The following is a 17181-nucleotide window of genomic DNA, read 5'->3' on the forward strand; positions in this document are numbered from 1 at the left end:
CAGGTTTTGCGGCCATATCTTGATAAACATGGTTAATTTTGCGGGCGGCGGCGCACATCCCGACGACCGCTCTGCCAGTGGGGTGACGTTAAGATGGCCCATGACGCAAACGTGATTGGGGCGCGAGAAGCGCTGGTGACGAGAAAGGCCTCGGCGCCACTGATCTGCAGATGGCGGCGCGACCAAATCCTCCTCGGCATCTCGCACTGCAGCGACGCTGCGCCGGGTTGGCACAGGCGCGCTAATCGATTGAAGCGAATTCCTCTCCTTTTTTCAGACTAAATGACTTTTCCAAAACGATTTTCCGGCTTTGACGCGGTGCAAAAAGCGCATTAGAAACCGGCTGTCCGAAGTCGCATCCGGAAAGCGGCCATGCCGCATTCCAAGCTCCGGGACGCCGACGCCGAACTGGGGGAGCCATGAGCCAATCACCAGCCACCCGCGCATCTGCCAGACGTGAACGGCCGCTTTCGCCGCATCTGACCATCTATCGCCCGCCAATCACCATGACGATGTCGATCATCCATCGCATCACCGGCGGCGCGCTCTACTTCGGCACACTGCTGGTGGCGGCATGGCTGATCGCGGCGTCGAGCTCGCAGGCCGCGTTCGACTGGGTCAACTGGGCATTCGGCTCCTGGCTCGGCCGGCTCGTCCTCTTCGGCTACACCTGGGCGCTGATGCACCATATGCTCGGCGGACTGCGTCATCTCATCTGGGACACCGGGGCGGGGCTCGAAAAACACACCGCCTCGAGGATCGCCTGGGCAACGCTCGCCGGCTCGATCGCGCTCACGTTGCTGATCTGGGTCGCCGGCTACATGGCGCGGGGGGCTTTGTAATGAGCGCGAACAACACGGACATGCGCACCCCGCTCGGCAAGGTCCGCGGCCTCGGCTCGGCCCGGGAAGGCACCGGCCATTTCTGGCGCCAGCGGCTGACGGCGGTCGCCAATATCCCGCTGATCCTGTTCTTCGTCGGCTTTCTCATTGCCATCAACGGGCACGGCTATGCGGAGGTGCGGGCAGCCCTTGCCAATCCGTTCGTCGCGCTTGTGCTGGCCCTGGTGCTCATCTCCGCCCTCTACCACATGCGGCTCGGCATGCAGGTGATCATCGAGGACTATGTGCATGGCGAGGGCATGAGGCTTGCGCTGATCGCCCTCAACACATTCTTCGCAATCGCTGTCGGCGTCGCTTCGCTCTTCGCCCTGCTCAAACTCGCATTCGGAGGCTGAAGCCTTGGCCAACGCAAACACCTCGGCTTCCGCCTATGATTTCGTCGACCACAAATTCGATGTGGTGATCGTCGGCGCCGGCGGCGCCGGCCTGCGCGCGACGCTCGGCATGGCCGAGCAGGGCCTGCGCACCGCCTGCATCACCAAGGTTTTTCCGACGCGCTCGCACACGGTGGCGGCGCAGGGCGGCATCGCTGCCTCGCTGTCGAACATGGGGCCCGATTCCTGGCAGTGGCACATGTATGACACCGTCAAGGGTTCGGACTGGCTGGGTGACGTCGACGCCATGGAATATATGGTGCGCGAGGCGCCGGCCGCTGTGTACGAACTCGAGCATTACGGCGTGCCTTTCTCGCGCACCGAAGAGGGCAAGATCTATCAGCGGCCGTTCGGCGGCCACATGATGAATTATGGCGACGGGCCGCCGGTGCAGCGCACCTGCGCGGCCGCCGACCGCACCGGCCATGCCATCCTGCACACGCTCTACGGCCAGTCGCTGAAGAACAACGCCCAGTTCTTCATTGAGTATTTCGCGCTCGACCTGATCATGGAGCCGGACGGCACCTGCACCGGCGTGGTCGCATGGAACCTCGACGACGGCACCATCCACCGCTTCTCGGCGAAGATGGTGGTGCTGGCAACCGGCGGTTACGGCCGCGCCTATTTCTCCGCCACCTCGGCGCATACCTGCACCGGCGACGGCGGCGGCATGGCAGCGCGCGCCGGGCTGCCGCTGCAGGACATGGAATTCGTGCAGTTCCACCCGACCGGCATCTACGGCGCCGGCTGCCTGATCACCGAAGGTGCGCGCGGCGAGGGCGGCTATCTCGTCAACTCCGAAGGCGAGCGCTTCATGGAGCGCTACGCGCCGTCGGCCAAGGACCTTGCCTCGCGCGATGTCGTCTCGCGCTGCATGACGCTGGAGATCCGCGAGGGCCGCGGCGTCGGCAAGAACAAGGACCACATCTTCCTGCACCTCGACCATCTCGATCCGGCCGTGCTCGCCGAGCGGCTGCCGGGCATCTCGGAATCGGCCAAGATCTTCGCCGGCGTCGACCTCACCAAGGAGCCGATCCCGGTGCTGCCGACGGTGCACTACAATATGGGCGGCGTGCCGACCAATTACTGGGGCGAGGCGCTGAACCCGACCCTGGAAAACCCCGACCGCGTGTCGCCTGGGCTGATGGCCGTGGGCGAGGCCGGGTGCGCTTCCGTGCACGGCGCCAACCGGCTGGGCTCCAACTCGCTGATCGATCTCGTCGTGTTCGGCCGCGCCGCGGCGATCCGCGCCGGCCAGGTCATCGACCGCAAGTCGCAGATCCCGTCGCCCAATGCCGCTTCGGTCGAGAAGATCATGGACCGCTTCGACAGGCTGCGCCACGCCAACGGCTCGACGCCGACAGCCGCCTTGCGCGAGAAGATGCAGCGGGCGATGCAGGAAGACGCGGCCGTGTTCCGCACGCAGGAATCGCTCGAGAAAGGCTGCCAGCGCATTTCGCAGATCTGGGGCGAGCTCAAGGACTTGAAGGTCTTCGATCGCTCGATGATCTGGAATTCCGACCTGGTCGAGACGCTGGAACTGGAAAACCTGATGGTCAACGCCATCACCACCGTCTACGGCGCCGAGGCGCGCAAGGAGAGCCGCGGCGCACATGCGCGCGAAGATTTCTCGGCCCGCGACGATGCCGCCTGGCGCAAGCACACGCTGGCCCATGTCGGCGAGGACGGCAGGGTGACGCTCAGCTACCGGCCGGTGCACACGGAGCCGCAGCTGGCGGAGAAGGACGGCGGCATCAGCCTGGCCAAGATCGCGCCGAAGGCGCGGGTGTACTGACCATGGCGCTGGCGGCCGCGGGATATTCCGGCACGCCCCTGCCGGCCAAGCTCGGCCTGAAGGACGGCATGGTTGCCGCCTTCATCGCCTTGCCGGCCGAGCTCGAAGGCCTGGCTGAAGCCGTGGATTTTGCCGAAGTGGACCGGCTGGCCGAATGGGCCGCGATTTCGGGCAATCAGAAATACGATGCCGTGCATGCCTTCACGCGGCAGAGAGCCGAGATCGAGGGCGGACTTACCGGGATCGAGGCGGCGATCAAGCGCGACGGCATGGTTTGGGTTTCCTGGCCGAAGAAGGCCTCGAAGGTGCCGACCGACGTCACCGAGGACGTGATCCGCGCCGAGGCGCTCAAGCGCGATCTGGTCGACGTCAAGGTCGCAGCCGTTAACGAAATCTGGTCCGGGCTGAAGCTCGTCATCCGAAAGGACCGCAGGTAATGGTCGAACTCACGCTTCCGAAGAATTCGCAAATCAAGCAGGGCAAGACCTGGCCGAAGCCGGAGGGCGCCACGAACCTGCGCGAATATCGCATCTACCGCTGGTCGCCCGACGATGACGAGAATCCGCGCATCGACACCTATTTCGTCGACATGGACGATTGCGGGCCGATGGTGCTCGACGCCTTGCTCTACATCAAGAACAAGATCGATCCGACGCTGACGCTGCGCCGCTCCTGCCGCGAGGGCATTTGCGGCTCCTGCGCCATGAACATCGACGGCTCCAACACGCTGGCCTGCACCAAGGGCTGCGACGACATTTCGGGCGCGGTCAAGGTCTATCCGCTGCCGCATATGCCGGTGATCAAGGACCTGGTGCCCGACCTCACCAATTTCTATGCCCAGCACGCCTCGATCGAACCGTGGCTGAAGACGGTGTCGCCGACGCCCGCCACGGAGTGGCTGCAGAGCCATGAGGACCGCGAGAAGCTGGACGGGCTCTATGAGTGCATCCTGTGCGCCTGCTGCTCCACCTCCTGCCCGAGCTATTGGTGGAACGGCGACCGTTATCTCGGTCCGGCGGTGCTGCTGCAGGCCTATCGCTGGCTGATCGACAGCCGCGACGAGGCCAAGGGCGAGCGGCTCGACAACCTCGAGGATCCGTTCCGGCTCTATCGCTGCCACACCATCATGAACTGCGCCCAGACCTGCCCCAAGGGGCTCAACCCGGCCAAGGCGATCGCGGAGATCAAGAAGATGATGGTGGAGCGGCGGGTTTAGAATCTGGCCGCTCAGCGTCTTTGGTAGCGATCCTTAGCGCCCCCCTCTGTCCTGCCGGACATCTTCACCACGGGTGGGGAGATTGGCTGTCATCGCGGCTTTCGCCAATCTCAGAGGTTGAAGGATGAAGCGCTGTCGGCGAAGCTGCTGATCTCCCAAGTTGGCGGATGTCCGGCAGGACAGAGGGGGCGCTGTCCCGCCAGCGTCAGAAAGGATTGCGCCCATGACCGATCTTCCCACCCTCTCCCCCGTCGAAGCGCGCGTGCTCGGCTCGCTGATCGAGAAGAAGGAGCTGACGCCGGACGTCTACCCGCTGACGCTCAACGGCGCGCATCAGGCGGCCAACCAGAAGACGGCGCGGGAACCCGTCATGGCCTTGGAACTCACCGAGGTCAGGCGGGCGCTGAGCACGCTCGAGCAGAAGGGCCTGGTGCGGCAGGCCTTCGCATCGCGGGTCGAGCGCTACGAGCATCTGATGGCGCAGCGTTTTTCGCTGACCACGCCGCAGATCGCCATCATAGGCCTGCTGCTTCTGCGCGGCGCGCAGACCGCGCATGAATTGCTGGCGCGCGCCGAACGCATGGCGCGCTTTGCCTCGGTCGAGGAACTGCGCGACAATCTCGACCTTCTGATCGGCCGCCGGCCACCGCTCATTCTGCTGCTCGAACGTGCGCCCGGGCAGCGCGAGGAGCGCTATGTGCATCTGCTGAGCGGGCCGGTGGAGGCATCGGCGGCAGCAGCGCTATGGCAGCCGCCGGCGTCATCGGATTCCGATCTCGAAGCGCGGTTGCGAGCGCTCGAAGAAGAGGTCGCCGCGTTGCGGGCGAAGATTGAGGCGCTGGGCGGCTAGCTGGGCCGATATGTCGGCGGGACAGCGGCCCCCTCTGTCCTGCCGGACATCTCCCCCACGAGGGGGGAGATCAGAGGTCATGCCGGCTTTCGCCAATCGCCGACGTTAGAAAGAAGAGCGCCGGCGCTGGAGCCGCCAATCTCCCCACAAGTGGGGGAGATGCCCGGCAGGGCAGAGGGGGGCGCGAAGGAGCTCAGATAAAAACGCCAGTCACCCCAACCTTGCGTCGAGCGACACCTTTATCGCCCCAAGCGCCTTCGAGACCGGACACTCCGCCTTGGCCTTCTCGGCCAGTTCCTTGAACTTCGCCGCATCGATGCCGGGCACCTTGCCGACCAGGGTGATGGCGCTGCCGGTGATTCCGGTGCCGGGCACCAGCGTCACCACCGCCTTGGCGTCAAGTTCGGCCGCCGGGGTGCCGTTTTCGGCGAGGAAGTGCGACAGCTGCATGGCGTAGCAGCCGGCGTGCGCGGCGGCTATCAGCTCTTCCGGGTTGGTGCCGGACTTGCCGCTCTCGTCCTCGAAACGGGCCTTGAACGAATAGGGCGTTCCCTTCAGCGCTCCGCTCTGGCTATCCAGCGTGCCCTTGCCTTCTTTGAGATTGCCTTTCCAGACGGCGTTTGCGGTGCGGTCCATGAAAATCCTCCTGGGATGTCGGGGTTCGCGCCGGCGGGCGCCGGCGTTCTCCTCGACTATAGCGCGGGAGCGTCGGAAGACCATCCATGCACTGAGGCGTGTTGAGATTCCGGTGAGGCCGGCCTGACCTGAATCTCGCCTCCCGCCCACGTTCGCGGCGCGGGAAGAAAATGGCTGAGAAAATTACGCGTGCAAAATGTCGACTTCCCTCCCGCCCAACCGTCCTGCGTGCGGCCACGGAGTTCCGGCCGATGGAGGTTCAGGATGGACAATCTGTTCTTCGCGCTTTGGAGGCGTCCAACCGAAAGGGCTCGGCGTCCCGAAGATTTCTGGCTCGACCCGCCGGCATCCGGCTTCGTCCGGCTGGCGGCGGCGGTGGCCATCATCGCCTTCGCGGCATGGCTTCTCGATCATGCTGCGGCGGTCGGGAGCAAGGCTGAGAGTGTCGCCGTCGCCTCATATGGTTCATCAAAGCAAGAGAACAGAAAATGAAATATGTGCTGCTGGTCTATGGCGAGGAGAAAGTCCTCTTCGCGCTTACTGCGGAAAGGTCGGCCAAACTCGATGTCGACTCGCTCGCCTATGACAGGGTGCTCGACCAACAGGGAAAGTTGATCATCGCGCAGGCGCTGCAACCGGTGAGAGCATCGAAGTCGCTGCGGCGGCGCAAGGGCAAGCGGCTGGTCACCGATGGTCCATTCGCCGAGACCAAGGAGCAGTTGCTCGGCTTCGTCATGGTCGAGGCGCGCGATCTCGACGAAGCGCTCGAGATCGCCGACGGGATTCCGCTTGCCGAACTAGGCACCATCGAGATCCGGGCGGCCTACGACATCCCGGGGTCATGATCCCGGTGTATGGCGATTGCGCAGTCTTCGTTTGATGCATGTCGTTCTCCAAGAGCCGCTGCGCACTTTGGGCGACATGCATTGACTTAGGAGTTTCTTCATCGCGGCAACTGTTGCGTGTTGAAGCGATGCTGCACTTCTCTTATCGTCGCCGGGATTCGGGGGAATTCGGCATGCCGTTCTTGATTGCTATACTTGGCCTGCTCGGCGCGGCGGCGTTCTGGTGGTATCGGCTGAAGGCCATGAACGATGCCGCGCGCGAAGTCGCCGATGTCGTCGGGCGCGTGCAAGGCAATATCCGGCGCAAGAAGCTGCGCAAGCAGGCAGCGCTCTCGCCATTGACGGCGATCGACGATCCCGTGGTGGCTGCCGCGACGCTGATCACGGCGATCATTGCCGAGCAAGGCCCGATCCTGCCGCAGCGCGAAGGCGTGATCCGCGAGGTGATTGCGGAGATTGCGCAGAGCCAGAAGAAGACCGACGAGGCGGTGGTCTACGCCAAATGGGCGGCCGCGCAGGTCGACGACACGACGATCGTCATCGACAAGCTGGCGCCGTTCCTGCGCGAACGTCTGGATCCGAACGAGAGGAACGACTTGCTGCAAATGCTGAACCGTGTGGCGCAAGGCGGCGAGCAGAGTTTGCGGATCGGCGACCAGCGCATGCTGAGGCTCAGGCAGAAGCTCGGTTTCGAGGTGAATTGAGCTGAAGCCGCGGCGGCCTGACCGCTCCTTGGTGATTGGGCGAAACGCCTCTCGCGTCGTCATTCTATGGCGGAGCAAGGAGCGAAGCGACGTGGCGCAGACCATAGAATCCATTCTGTTACCTATAAGCGTTGCAGCAGTGCAGAATTCTGGTCGGCTGCGCTCTTCGACCAAGGGCGCGGCATGGATCCGCGGGTCTTCGCGTCCGCCTCGCTCCCGCTCCGCCCGTGGATGACGATATCGCGTGGGCCTCGGCCTCCGCGAAACCCTCAGATCGCCTCGCCCTTGAGCAGCCGCGGCGTGTCGCCAGACAGGCCCGAGGCCTGACGAATGAAGAAATCCTTGAGCCTAGGCATGCGTTCGACAAGGCCAAGGCCGATGTCGCGCGCGGCGCGCAACGGGCCGATGTCGTTGGAGAACAGCCGGTTCAGCACGTCGGTGGTGACGCCCATCTGCAGTGTGTCGAAGCGGCGCCATTGCTGGTAGCGCTCCAGCACGTCGAGCGCGCCGATGTCCTGGCCGAGCCGGTCGGCCTCGACCACCACTTCGGCCAATGCGGCGACGTCCTTGAAGCCGAGGTTCAGGCCCTGGCCGGCGATCGGGTGGATGCCGTGGGCGGCGTCGCCGGCGAGCGCGATGCGGGTTGCAACGAAGGCGCGGGCGAGGGTGAGGCCGAGCGGCCAGGCGCGCGGCTTGTCGGCGACGCGGATCTCGCCGAGCTTGAGCCCGAAGCGCTGCTCGAGTTCGTGCTCGAAGACGAACTCGTCGCCGTCGACAAGCGTTTGCGCATCTTGCGTGCGCTCGACCCAGACGATCGATGAGGCGTTGGTCCCATCCTTGCGCGGCTTCAGCGGCAGCGTGGCGAAGGGGCCGGCCGGCAGGAAATGTTCCTCGGCGCGACCGTTGTGCGGGCGTTCATGCGCGACCGTGCAGACGATGCCGGACTGGCCGTACTCCCATTTCACCGTCTTGATGCCGGCCATGTCGCGCAGCTTGGAATTGACGCCGTCGGCGGCGATCAGCAGTCGCGCCTTGAGCGCAGCGCCATCGGCCAGATGCACGGTGATGCCGGTTCCAGAGGTATCGAAGGCATTGACCGCCATGCCCTCGATGATATCGATGCCGAGCTCTTCGGCGCGCCGGCGCAGCGCGCCGTTTAGATCCCGGTTGGCGACCATATGGGCGAAAGGCTCGCCGGGCGCGACTTCGCCGTCGAAGGTCAAGAACACCGGGCGCACCGGATCGGCGGCGCGCGAATCGGTGATGATCATCTCGGTGATCGCCTGCGCTTCTGGCGCGATCTCTTCCCATACGCCGAGCTGCTCGAGCATGCGGCAGGCCGCGGCGGCGATCGCCGAGGCGCGGCCGTCCTTCTGCCAGACCCCGGCCGGTGCCGCATCGACGATGGCGACGGCGAGGCTCGGGCGCGCCTGCTTCAGCGACACCGCTGCGGCGAGCCCGACATAGCCGGCGCCTGCCACCAGCACGTCCAGCGCGGCCTCGTCCGCTCCACCCGCATTGCCGTCGACCATGGCACTTTCCCTTTCGCGGCTCGAGACCGCTGCGGCGGCCATAGCAGCTTGACTGACTGCCTGTCCTGTCCGAAACCCGCCATGGCACATCTTCGAAGGACGTGGAACATGACGGCGGCCATGGACGAGCTTCTGGGCATTCTCGACCTCGAGCAGCTCGAACACAACCTGTATCGTGGTCGCAGTCCCAAGCTCGACTGGCAGCGTGTGTTCGGCGGCCAGACCATCGCCCAGGCACTTGTCGCCGCCCAGCGCACGGTCGATCCGGAGCGCCACGTGCATTCGCTGCACGGCTATTTCATGCGCCCCGGCGACACCAAGGTGCCGATCGTCTACGAGGTCGACCGCATTCGGGACGGCGGCTCCTTCACCACGCGCCGCGTGGTTGCGATCCAGCATGGCCAGGCGATCTTCTCGCTGGAAGCCTCGTTCCAGCAGGACGAGGTCGGCCTCGAACACCAGCTGCCGATGCCGCGCAACGTGCCGGCGCCCGACACGCTGCTGTCGCAGCGCGAGTTGCTCGGCAAGTTCGGCGAGGCGGTCCCGGAAGGCATCAAACGCTATTGGGAACGCGACCGGCCGATCGAGATGAAACCGGTGATGCTGAAGCACTATACCAGCCGCGAGAAACTGGAGCCGGAGCAGAACATCTGGATCCGCACCACCGGTCCGGTGCCGGAGGACCGCGCCACCCAGGCGGCAGTGCTCGCCTATCTCTCCGACATGACGCTGCTCGACACCTCGACCTTCGCGCATGGCCGCGCCATCTTCGACCGCGACATCCAGGCGGCAAGCCTCGACCACGCCATGTGGTTCCACCGCAGCCATGCGCTGGACGACTGGATCCTCTACACGCAGGATAGTCCGTCCACGCAGGGCTCGAGAGGATTCACGCGCGGATCGCTGTTCGCGCGCGACGGAACGCTGATCGCGTCGGTCGCGCAGGAAGGCCTGATCCGGCTCAAACGGTGAGCCGGCTTGCGGGGAAGCCTGTAAAATAGGCGTTTTGACAATTTTGCCTATTTCTTAATCAGGTGCCTTGACGCGGCTGTGCACGAATAACGTGCAGCCGCCTTCAATCTCCTTTGTTTGCAACAAGTTACTGTCCTGCCTTGGCAATTGGCACGGAGCTTGAATCCTGTCGATCACTCTCCGGTTCCCGCGGGATCCGCGAAGTCGTGCAAACGCGGGCGACCGCAACAGCAAAAGGGTGAAACCTTATGAAAATCGTGATGGCAATCATCAAGCCGTTCAAGCTCGACGAGGTGCGCGAAGCGCTCACCGCCGTCGGCATCCAGGGCCTGACCGTCACCGAAGTCAAAGGCTACGGGCGTCAGAAGGGGCATACGGAAATCTACCGCGGCGCGGAATATGCGGTCAGCTTCCTGCCCAAGATCAAGATCGAGGTCGCGGTCGGTTCCGACATGGTCGACAAGGCCGTCGAAGCCATCACCTCGGCCGCCAAGACGGGCCAGATCGGCGACGGCAAGATCTTCGTCTTCGGCATCGACCAGGCGGTGCGCATCCGCACCGGCGAAACAGACACCGACGCGCTCTAGAGCGGCGAGCACGTATTCCAATGGAGAGTTCAATGAACATACCTTCCACCTTGAAGTCGGTGGCGCGCTCCGCGCTGCTGGGCTCGTTCGCGCTCGGAGCATTGGGCACTGTCGCCGCGTTGGCGCAGGAAGCGGCTCCCGCCGTTGCCGCGGCCGCGCCGGCAGCTCCCGCTTTCACCGTCGACAAGGGCGACACCACGTGGATGATGATTTCCACCGTGCTGGTGCTGTTGATGACCATTCCCGGCCTTGCCCTTTTCTACGGCGGCCTGGTTCGCACCAAGAACATGTTGTCGGTGCTGATGCAGGTCTTCACCATCACCTGCTTGGTCATGATCATCTGGGTCTTCTACGGCTACAGCCTGGCTTTCACCGCCGGCAATGCCTTCGTCGGAGGCCTGTCCAAAGCGTTTCTCTCCGGTGTCAGCGTATCGACGCTGTCGGAAACCTTCACCAAGGGCGTCGCCATTCCTGAATTGGTGTTCGTCGTCTTCCAGATGACCTTCGCCTGCATCACGCCTGCGCTGATCGTCGGCGCCTTCGCCGAACGCGTCAAATTCTCGGCTGTGATCCTTTTCGTCGTCCTCTGGGTGACGTTCGTCTACTTCCCGATTGCACATATGGTCTGGTTCTGGGGCGGCCCGAGCGCCTATTCCGACCCGTCCGGGCTGATCTTCGGCTTCGGTGCCATCGACTTCGCCGGCGGCACGGTCGTTCACATCAATGCGGGCATCGCCGGCCTCGTCGGAGCGCTGATGATCGGCAAGCGCATCGGCTACAAGAAGGACATCATGGCGCCGCACTCGATGACGCTCACCATGGTTGGTGCTTCACTGCTGTGGGTCGGCTGGTTCGGCTTCAACGCCGGTTCGAACCTGGAGGCGAACTCCTATGCGGTGCTGGCCATGATCAATACCTTCGTTGCCACGGCGGCGGCGGCATTGACCTGGATCGTGCTTGAATCGCTGCTGCGCGGCAAAGCGTCCATGCTCGGCGTTGCCTCGGGCGCGGTGACCGGCCTCGTCGCCGTCACGCCCGCCGCCGGCTTCGCCGGGCCGATGGGTGCTATTGTGCTCGGCATCGTCGCCACCTTCGTCTGTTACTTCTTCGTCTCGGTCGTGAAGAACACGTTCGACTATGACGACAGCCTGGATGTCTTCGGCGTCCACTGCGTTGGCGGCATCATCGGCGCGCTCGGCACCGGCATTCTGGTCAATCCCGCCCTCGGTGGCGCCGGCATCGTTGACTATTCGACGGCCGACTTCGCTGCTGGCTATGCCGGAACGGCTACCCAGCTGCTGGCGCAGGGCAAGGGCGTGCTGGTGACCGTCCTGTGGTCGGGCATCGGCAGCGCCATCCTCTACAAGATCGTCGACATGATCGTCGGTTTGCGTCCGTCGGCCGACGCAGAGCGCGAAGGCCTCGACCTCACCTCGCATGGCGAAGCGGCCTATCATCCGTAAGCCTCGCCAGTGCCGGGCGGCCCTGTGCCGCCCCGCATCCTCCCATCCCGTCGTGACGCTCTCGAAAGAGGGCTCACGCATTGAGGCCCGGAGCAATCCGGGCCTCTTTTTTGGAAATCGTATGGCTGCGACGAAGGGAGCGAGGAATCGTTTTCTGCGCGATCACGTTTCCGTGATGCGCGAAAGCCAAGAAACATACAGCTCACTGCTTCCGTACTTGGGGGGTAGCGAGCGCCGTTGCGGCGCCCGCAAACAAAAGAGAAGGAACCAACTGATGAACTTCAAGAACATCCTGCTGGGAGCAATGGCTCTGTCGATGGTCAGCGGTGTTGCACTTGCCGGCGCACTCGACGAGCCGGACAACATGGCGCCGTTCTTCACCGACTCCAGCATGAAGACCATGAAGGCCGAGGCGGACTTCAAGGCAGCCTGGGCTTCGATGGCCAAGGACAAGCAGGATGCAATGATGAAGGAGTGCCAGGACGCGGCGATGAGCAAGCCCCACGCCGAGTTCTGCGCCAATCTGATGATGTATGCCGGTCACAAGTGATGCGGGAGATCGTGTCCTGACGGGCGCGGTTCGCTTCCTAGTTGCGAGCGAGAGATGGCGGGCTTCGACCCGCCATTTCCGTTTCACAGGGTCATCTCGGTAAAGGCCCATGGTTAATGCGGCCTTAACCTTCCCACCCATAGTCTTGTCTCCGAATCTGCCGGACTGCGCCATGCGCCCGGCCAGGCAACGACTTACGGGGAAGAGCATGCGTTCAGGCGCTTCAGCACCGCTCGCGCTGGCCGACACGGGGCATGGCATCCAGGCGTTCGCGCGGCGTCAGGTTGGGCGGCTGGTCGGCGCAGGCCTGTTCGTGTTCACCGCTTTTGGCGTTGCCAGCCTTGCCACGTGGAATGTCGCCGATCCGAGCTTCTCGCATGCGACGAACAACATCGTCACCAACGCCATGGGCTATGCGGGCGCGGTGTTCTCGGACCTTGCCATGCAGTTCTTCGGCCTGGCCGCCGTGGCCGGACTGGTGCCGGCGGTGGTCTGGGGCTTTCTCTTGTTCTCCGCCCGTGGGGTCGACAAGCTGCCGAAGCGCGGCTTTGCCTGGTTCGGTTTCGCGCTGCTTGCCGCGGCGATGACCGGATGCGTGACGCCGCCCAACACCTGGCCGCTGCCGACCGGCCTCGGCGGCGTTTTCGGCGACATGGTGCTGAAAATTCCCGGCATAGCCGTCGGCGGCTATCCGAGAGGCCTTTTCGCAAGCGTCATCGCGCTCATTCTGGCCGCGCCGGCGCTGTGGCTCTTTGCCTACGGCTCGGCGCTGATCGCGCGCAGGAACGGCTTTGCCGTCATGGAACGCGCCGCCGAGCCCGATCCGCGCGAGCGGGACAACCTGCTGTTCGAAGAGGATGAGGACGAAGGCGACGAGGGCATTCTGGCGCTTGGCGCCATCACCCATTGGTGGCTGTCGCTGCGCGCCTTCCTGCACCGGCGCGCCGCGCGTCGCAGGCGGGAGCGCGACGAGTTCGAGCCGCAGATGGAGCCGCGCGCCAGCGCCTGGCGGCGCGCTGCCGAGCGCGTCGAATCGGCCGAATTCGCCGAATCGCGGATGGGCCCGGGCCGCGCACGCGTCGAGCCGGAATTCTTCGCCGCCATGGTCAACGACCGCAGCGCCTCGGTCGATCCGGTGGATGAGGATTTCGGCGAGGAGGATGAAGACGCCGACGTCGACGATTTCGACGACGAGGAGCCTGTCCAGCGCCGCGCGAATGTGCGGAATTTCCGCTCCGATGCGGCAACCCGCGTCGAGGCGCCGGCGCCGCGTCCGGTGCAGGGCGCGCGCGTGCAGCGCGAGGCGCAGACCTCGCTGATCGGCTCCGGCAGGTTCGAGATGCCGTCGCTGCATTTCCTGTCCGAGCCGAAGAACGTCGCGCGCGATCCGAGCCTGTCGAAGGACGCGCTGGAGCAGAACGCGCGCCTGCTGGAAGGCGTGCTTGAGGATTTCGGCGTCAAGGGCGAGATCATCCATGTCCGCCCGGGCCCGGTCGTCACCCTCTACGAACTGGAACCCGCGCCCGGCATCAAGTCCTCACGCGTCATCGGCCTTTCCGACGACATCGCCCGCTCGATGAGCGCGATCGCCTGCCGCGTCGCCGTCGTGCCCGGCCGCAACGCCATCGGCATCGAGTTGCCGAACGCCAAGCGCGAGACGGTCTACCTGCGCGAGATCATGGCCAGCCGCGACTTCGAGACGACCAAGGCGAAGCTCGCCCTGGCGCTCGGCAAGACGATCAATGGTGAAGCGGTGATCGTCGACATCGCCAAGATGCCGCACGTGCTGGTCGCCGGCACCACCGGCTCGGGCAAGTCCGTCGCCATCAACACCATGATCCTGTCGCTGCTCTACCGGCTGACGCCGCAGGAATGCCGGCTGATCATGATCGATCCGAAAATGCTCGAGCTGTCGGTGTATGACGGCATCCCGCATCTGCTGACACCGGTCGTCACCGATCCGAAGAAGGCGGTCGTGGCGCTGAAGTGGACCGTGCGCGAGATGGAGGACCGCTACCGCAAGATGTCCAAGGTCGGCGTGCGCAACATCGACGGTTTCAACGCGCGCGTCCAACTTGCCGAGAAGAAGGGCGAGAAGATCTCGCGCACGGTGCAGACCGGCTTCGACCGCCAGACCGGCGAGGCGATCTACGAGACGGAGGATCTCGATCTCGAGCCGATGCCCTATATCGTGGTCATCATCGACGAGATGGCCGACCTGATGATGGTCGCCGGCAAGGACATCGAAGGCGCCGTCCAGCGCCTGGCGCAGATGGCGCGCGCCGCCGGCATCCATGTCATCATGGCGACCCAGCGTCCTTCGGTCGACGTCATCACCGGCACCATCAAGGCCAACTTCCCGACCCGCATCTCCTTCCAGGTGACGTCGAAGATCGACAGCCGCACCATTCTGGGCGAGCAGGGCGCCGAACAGCTGCTCGGTATGGGCGACATGCTCTACATGGCCGGCGGCGGCCGTATCCAGCGCGTCCACGGTCCATTCGTTTCCGACGACGAGGTCGAGAAGATCGTCGCGCATCTGAAGCTGCAGGGCGTGCCCGAATATCTCGACGCCATCACCGAGGACGACGAGGAAGAGGAGGAAGAAGGCTCCTCCGGCAGAGGCTCGGGCGGCGGTGGCGGCGGCAATTTCGAGGATTCCGACGATCCCTACGACCAGGCCGTGGCCGTGGTGCTGCGCGACGGCAAGGCCTCGACCAGCTATATCCAGCGAAGGCTCGGTATCGGCTACAACCGCGCCGCCTCGATCATCGAGAAGATGGAGAAGGAAGGCATTGTCGGTCCGGCCAACCACGCCGGCAAACGCGAGATATTGGTGCCGACGGAAGACGACAAGTTCTAGGCATGCCGATATTCAGGTGATGCCGGCCTGACCTCAAGCTCAACACACCCGGCTCCGTCGATCGGCAACCTTGAACCTTCTGGCGCGTTCATGCGACGGAGCGCCGTCGGACCCGCCAAACTTAGGCCCAACTGGGGGTCCAGAGACGCAGACCAGGACGAAACACAGAAAGTGACCGGCATGAAGACCCAGAGAGAATTCGCCCCGACCCGCCGCCAGGTGCTTGGCCTCGGTCTTGTGCTTGCGGGGACGGCAGCCATCAATGTGGTGCCGGGCTTCCAACTGCTGGCGTCGGCGCAGGCAGCGGTGCCGCCGACGGCGCAGAAGATCGCCGACCATTTCTCCTCGGTCAAATCGATGAGCGGCGAATTCGTGCAGTTCGGGCCGAAGGGCGAGCAGACCGGCGGCAAGTTCTTCCTGGAACGGCCGGGCAAGATCCGCTTCAACTATGACGGGTCGTCCAATTTCCGGGTGATCTCCGACGGCAAGTCGGTGGTGATCCTCAACAAGAAGCTTAATACCTCCGATCTCTATCCGCTGTCGAAGACGCCGCTCAAATTGCTGCTGGACGACCGGATCGATCTCTCCGGCGGGCGGGTGAAGAGCGTCAAGGAGGAGGACGACCTCACCACCATCCAGCTCTCCGACAAGTCCGTCTTCGGCAATGCCAAGATCACCATGATGTTCGATCCGAAGAGCTATGAGCTGCGCCAGTGGACGATCACGGACGCGCAGGGCAAGGACACGACGGTGATGATCTTCAACGTCAAGGAAGGCGTGAGCATCCCGCCCGACATGTTTGCCATCGACTACACGGCGAACCGCGAGCTGAATACGAAGACGCGGTAAGCTTACGTCGCTGTCGGAGGTTTTCCCGCACGCTGGCGCCGCCCATCATCTGGCTACTGCCCTCGTCTCCCCGTGAACGGGGGAGAAATGCCCGGCAGGGCAATGAGGGGCGGCGCTGACCTCTGCTATTGTTGCAGTGCTTGTCTTTCCGGCGCGCGGCTGGCAGTAGTTCGGCGACTTACGCCGTCCCGGACCTCGCCGCATGCCTTTCACCATCGCCACCTGGAACATCAACTCGGTGCGGCTGCGCATGCCGATCGTCGAGCGGCTGTTGAAGGAGCACGCGCCGGACGTGCTCTGCCTGCAGGAAACCAAGGTCCCGGACGAGCTCTTTCCCGAGAAGGCGTTTCGCAAGGCTGGGTATGAGCACATCCTCTTCCACGGGCAGAAGGGATATCACGGCGTCGCTACCGTCGCGCGGCGCCCGATCGAGCTGGTCGAGAAGCGGCGCTTCTGCGAGATCGAGGACAGCCGGCATCTGTCGGTCAGAGTCCGAGCCGGAGGCAAGTCGATCCTGCTGCATAATTTCTACGTGCCGGCCGGCGGCGACGAGCCGGACCCGGAGATCAACCGGAAATTCCGGCACAAGCTCGATTTCGTCTACGAGATGAACGGCGTGCCCGCGAGCCAGGACGAGGCCTCCGCCTCGGTCCTGGTCGGCGACCTCAACATCGCGCCGCTGGAGCATGACGTCTGGTCGCACAAGCAGCTGCTCAACGTCGTCAGCCACACGCCAGTCGAGACGGAAAACTTCGAAGCGATGCGGCGGGCCGGCGGCTGGGTCGACCTGATGCGGCTAAACGTGCCGGCCGAGCAGAAGCTCTACACCTGGTGGAGCTACCGCGCCAAGGACTGGGAAGCTTCCGACCGCGGGCGGCGGCTCGACCATGTCTGGTCGTCGGCCAATCTGGTGCCGCGTTTTTGCGGCTATGAAATCCTGAAGGCGGCACGCGGGTGGGAGAAGCCGTCGGACCATGTGCCGGTTATCGCGAAGTTTGACTTGGAGTAGGGCGCAGCGGCGATGGCCGCTGCTTGAGCCGTCT

At 64.2% G+C, this 17181-nt stretch carries 18 protein-coding genes; 16 read left to right on the plus strand and 2 right to left on the minus strand.

Annotated features, from left to right (window positions below; all coding sequences use genetic code 11):
- The first annotated feature begins 419 nt into the window (after positions 1-419).
- The 6 genes from sdhC (at position 420) to EJ074_RS17165 (ending at position 5137) form a co-directional block, all read left to right on the plus strand.
- Entirely contained in the window at positions 420-842 is a 423-nt protein-coding gene (gene sdhC / locus EJ074_RS17140) for a succinate dehydrogenase, cytochrome b556 subunit (RefSeq protein ID WP_095804860.1), read from the plus strand.
- On the plus strand, positions 842-1237 hold the full coding sequence (sdhD, locus tag EJ074_RS17145; RefSeq protein ID WP_095804859.1) for a succinate dehydrogenase, hydrophobic membrane anchor protein: 396 nt from the start codon (positions 842-844) through the stop codon (positions 1235-1237). The genes sdhC and sdhD overlap by 1 nt, the downstream gene beginning before the upstream one ends.
- 4 nt (positions 1238-1241) lie before the next feature.
- The gene (sdhA, locus tag EJ074_RS17150; protein WP_095804858.1) at positions 1242-3071 is read left to right on the plus strand and encodes a succinate dehydrogenase flavoprotein subunit; all 1830 of its coding nucleotides are present in this window, start codon (positions 1242-1244) and stop codon (positions 3069-3071) included.
- 2 nt (positions 3072-3073) lie between these two features.
- Positions 3074-3508: a DUF3052 domain-containing protein gene (locus tag EJ074_RS17155; RefSeq protein WP_095804857.1), complete on the plus strand. Its 435-nt coding sequence runs from the start codon at positions 3074-3076 to the stop codon at positions 3506-3508.
- Complete coding sequence (locus tag EJ074_RS17160; protein ID WP_095804856.1) at positions 3508-4287, plus strand: succinate dehydrogenase iron-sulfur subunit; 780 nt, start codon at positions 3508-3510, stop codon at positions 4285-4287. Before EJ074_RS17155 ends, EJ074_RS17160 begins: the two co-directional genes overlap by 1 nt.
- A 223-nt stretch (positions 4288-4510) precedes the next feature.
- Positions 4511-5137 carry a DUF480 domain-containing protein gene (locus EJ074_RS17165; RefSeq protein WP_095804855.1) on the plus strand — a complete coding sequence of 209 codons (627 nt, stop codon included), beginning with the start codon at positions 4511-4513 and terminating at the stop codon, positions 5135-5137.
- Positions 5138-5347: 210 nt separating this feature from the next.
- On the opposite strand, the gene EJ074_RS17170 is transcribed toward EJ074_RS17165, so the two are convergent.
- On the minus strand, positions 5348-5773 hold the full coding sequence (locus EJ074_RS17170) for an OsmC family protein (RefSeq protein ID WP_095804854.1): 426 nt from the start codon (positions 5771-5773) through the stop codon (positions 5348-5350).
- A 264-nt stretch (positions 5774-6037) separates the two neighbouring features.
- On the opposite strand from EJ074_RS17170, the gene EJ074_RS17175 reads away from it, so the two are divergent.
- The 3 genes from EJ074_RS17175 to EJ074_RS17185 all read left to right on the plus strand — a co-directional run bounded on the left by EJ074_RS17175 (position 6038) and on the right by EJ074_RS17185 (position 7322).
- Positions 6038-6265 (plus strand): hypothetical protein, encoded by a 228-nt coding sequence (locus EJ074_RS17175; RefSeq protein WP_095804853.1) that lies wholly within the window; start codon positions 6038-6040, stop codon positions 6263-6265.
- Positions 6262-6618 (plus strand): YciI family protein, encoded by a 357-nt coding sequence (locus EJ074_RS17180; protein ID WP_095804852.1) that lies wholly within the window; start codon positions 6262-6264, stop codon positions 6616-6618. The genes EJ074_RS17175 and EJ074_RS17180 overlap by 4 nt, the downstream gene beginning before the upstream one ends.
- A gap of 173 nt (positions 6619-6791) precedes the next feature.
- Positions 6792-7322, plus strand: coding sequence for a hypothetical protein (locus EJ074_RS17185; RefSeq protein WP_095804974.1), 531 nt, complete (start codon positions 6792-6794; stop codon positions 7320-7322).
- A 269-nt stretch (positions 7323-7591) separates the two neighbouring features.
- On the opposite strand, the gene EJ074_RS17190 is transcribed toward EJ074_RS17185, so the two are convergent.
- On the minus strand, positions 7592-8854 hold the full coding sequence (locus tag EJ074_RS17190) for a ubiquinone biosynthesis hydroxylase (protein WP_095804973.1): 1263 nt from the start codon (positions 8852-8854) through the stop codon (positions 7592-7594).
- Between the two features lie 108 nt (positions 8855-8962).
- On the opposite strand from EJ074_RS17190, the gene tesB reads away from it, so the two are divergent.
- The 7 genes from tesB (at position 8963) to EJ074_RS17225 (ending at position 17147) form a co-directional block, all read left to right on the plus strand.
- Positions 8963-9826, plus strand: coding sequence for an acyl-CoA thioesterase II (gene tesB, locus EJ074_RS17195; RefSeq protein WP_095804851.1), 864 nt, complete (start codon positions 8963-8965; stop codon positions 9824-9826).
- 248 nt (positions 9827-10074) lie between these two features.
- Complete coding sequence (locus EJ074_RS17200; RefSeq protein ID WP_095804850.1) at positions 10075-10413, plus strand: P-II family nitrogen regulator; 339 nt, start codon at positions 10075-10077, stop codon at positions 10411-10413.
- 32 nt (positions 10414-10445) lie between these two features.
- Positions 10446-11876: an ammonium transporter gene (locus EJ074_RS17205; protein WP_095804849.1), complete on the plus strand. Its 1431-nt coding sequence runs from the start codon at positions 10446-10448 to the stop codon at positions 11874-11876.
- Positions 11877-12150: 274 nt separating this feature from the next.
- Positions 12151-12426, plus strand: coding sequence for a hypothetical protein (locus tag EJ074_RS17210; protein ID WP_095804848.1), 276 nt, complete (start codon positions 12151-12153; stop codon positions 12424-12426).
- 208 nt (positions 12427-12634) lie between these two features.
- Complete coding sequence (locus tag EJ074_RS17215; protein WP_095804847.1) at positions 12635-15289, plus strand: DNA translocase FtsK; 2655 nt, start codon at positions 12635-12637, stop codon at positions 15287-15289.
- Between the two features lie 180 nt (positions 15290-15469).
- Complete coding sequence (locus EJ074_RS17220; RefSeq protein WP_095804972.1) at positions 15470-16138, plus strand: outer membrane lipoprotein carrier protein LolA; 669 nt, start codon at positions 15470-15472, stop codon at positions 16136-16138.
- Positions 16139-16340: 202 nt separating this feature from the next.
- Positions 16341-17147, plus strand: a complete 807-nt coding sequence (locus EJ074_RS17225; protein WP_095804846.1) for an exodeoxyribonuclease III — start codon at positions 16341-16343, stop codon at positions 17145-17147.
- The last annotated feature ends 34 nt before the right edge of the window (positions 17148-17181 follow it).

Source organism: Mesorhizobium sp. M3A.F.Ca.ET.080.04.2.1, from assembly GCF_003952525.1.
Classification (GTDB): Bacteria; Pseudomonadota; Alphaproteobacteria; order Rhizobiales; family Rhizobiaceae; genus Mesorhizobium.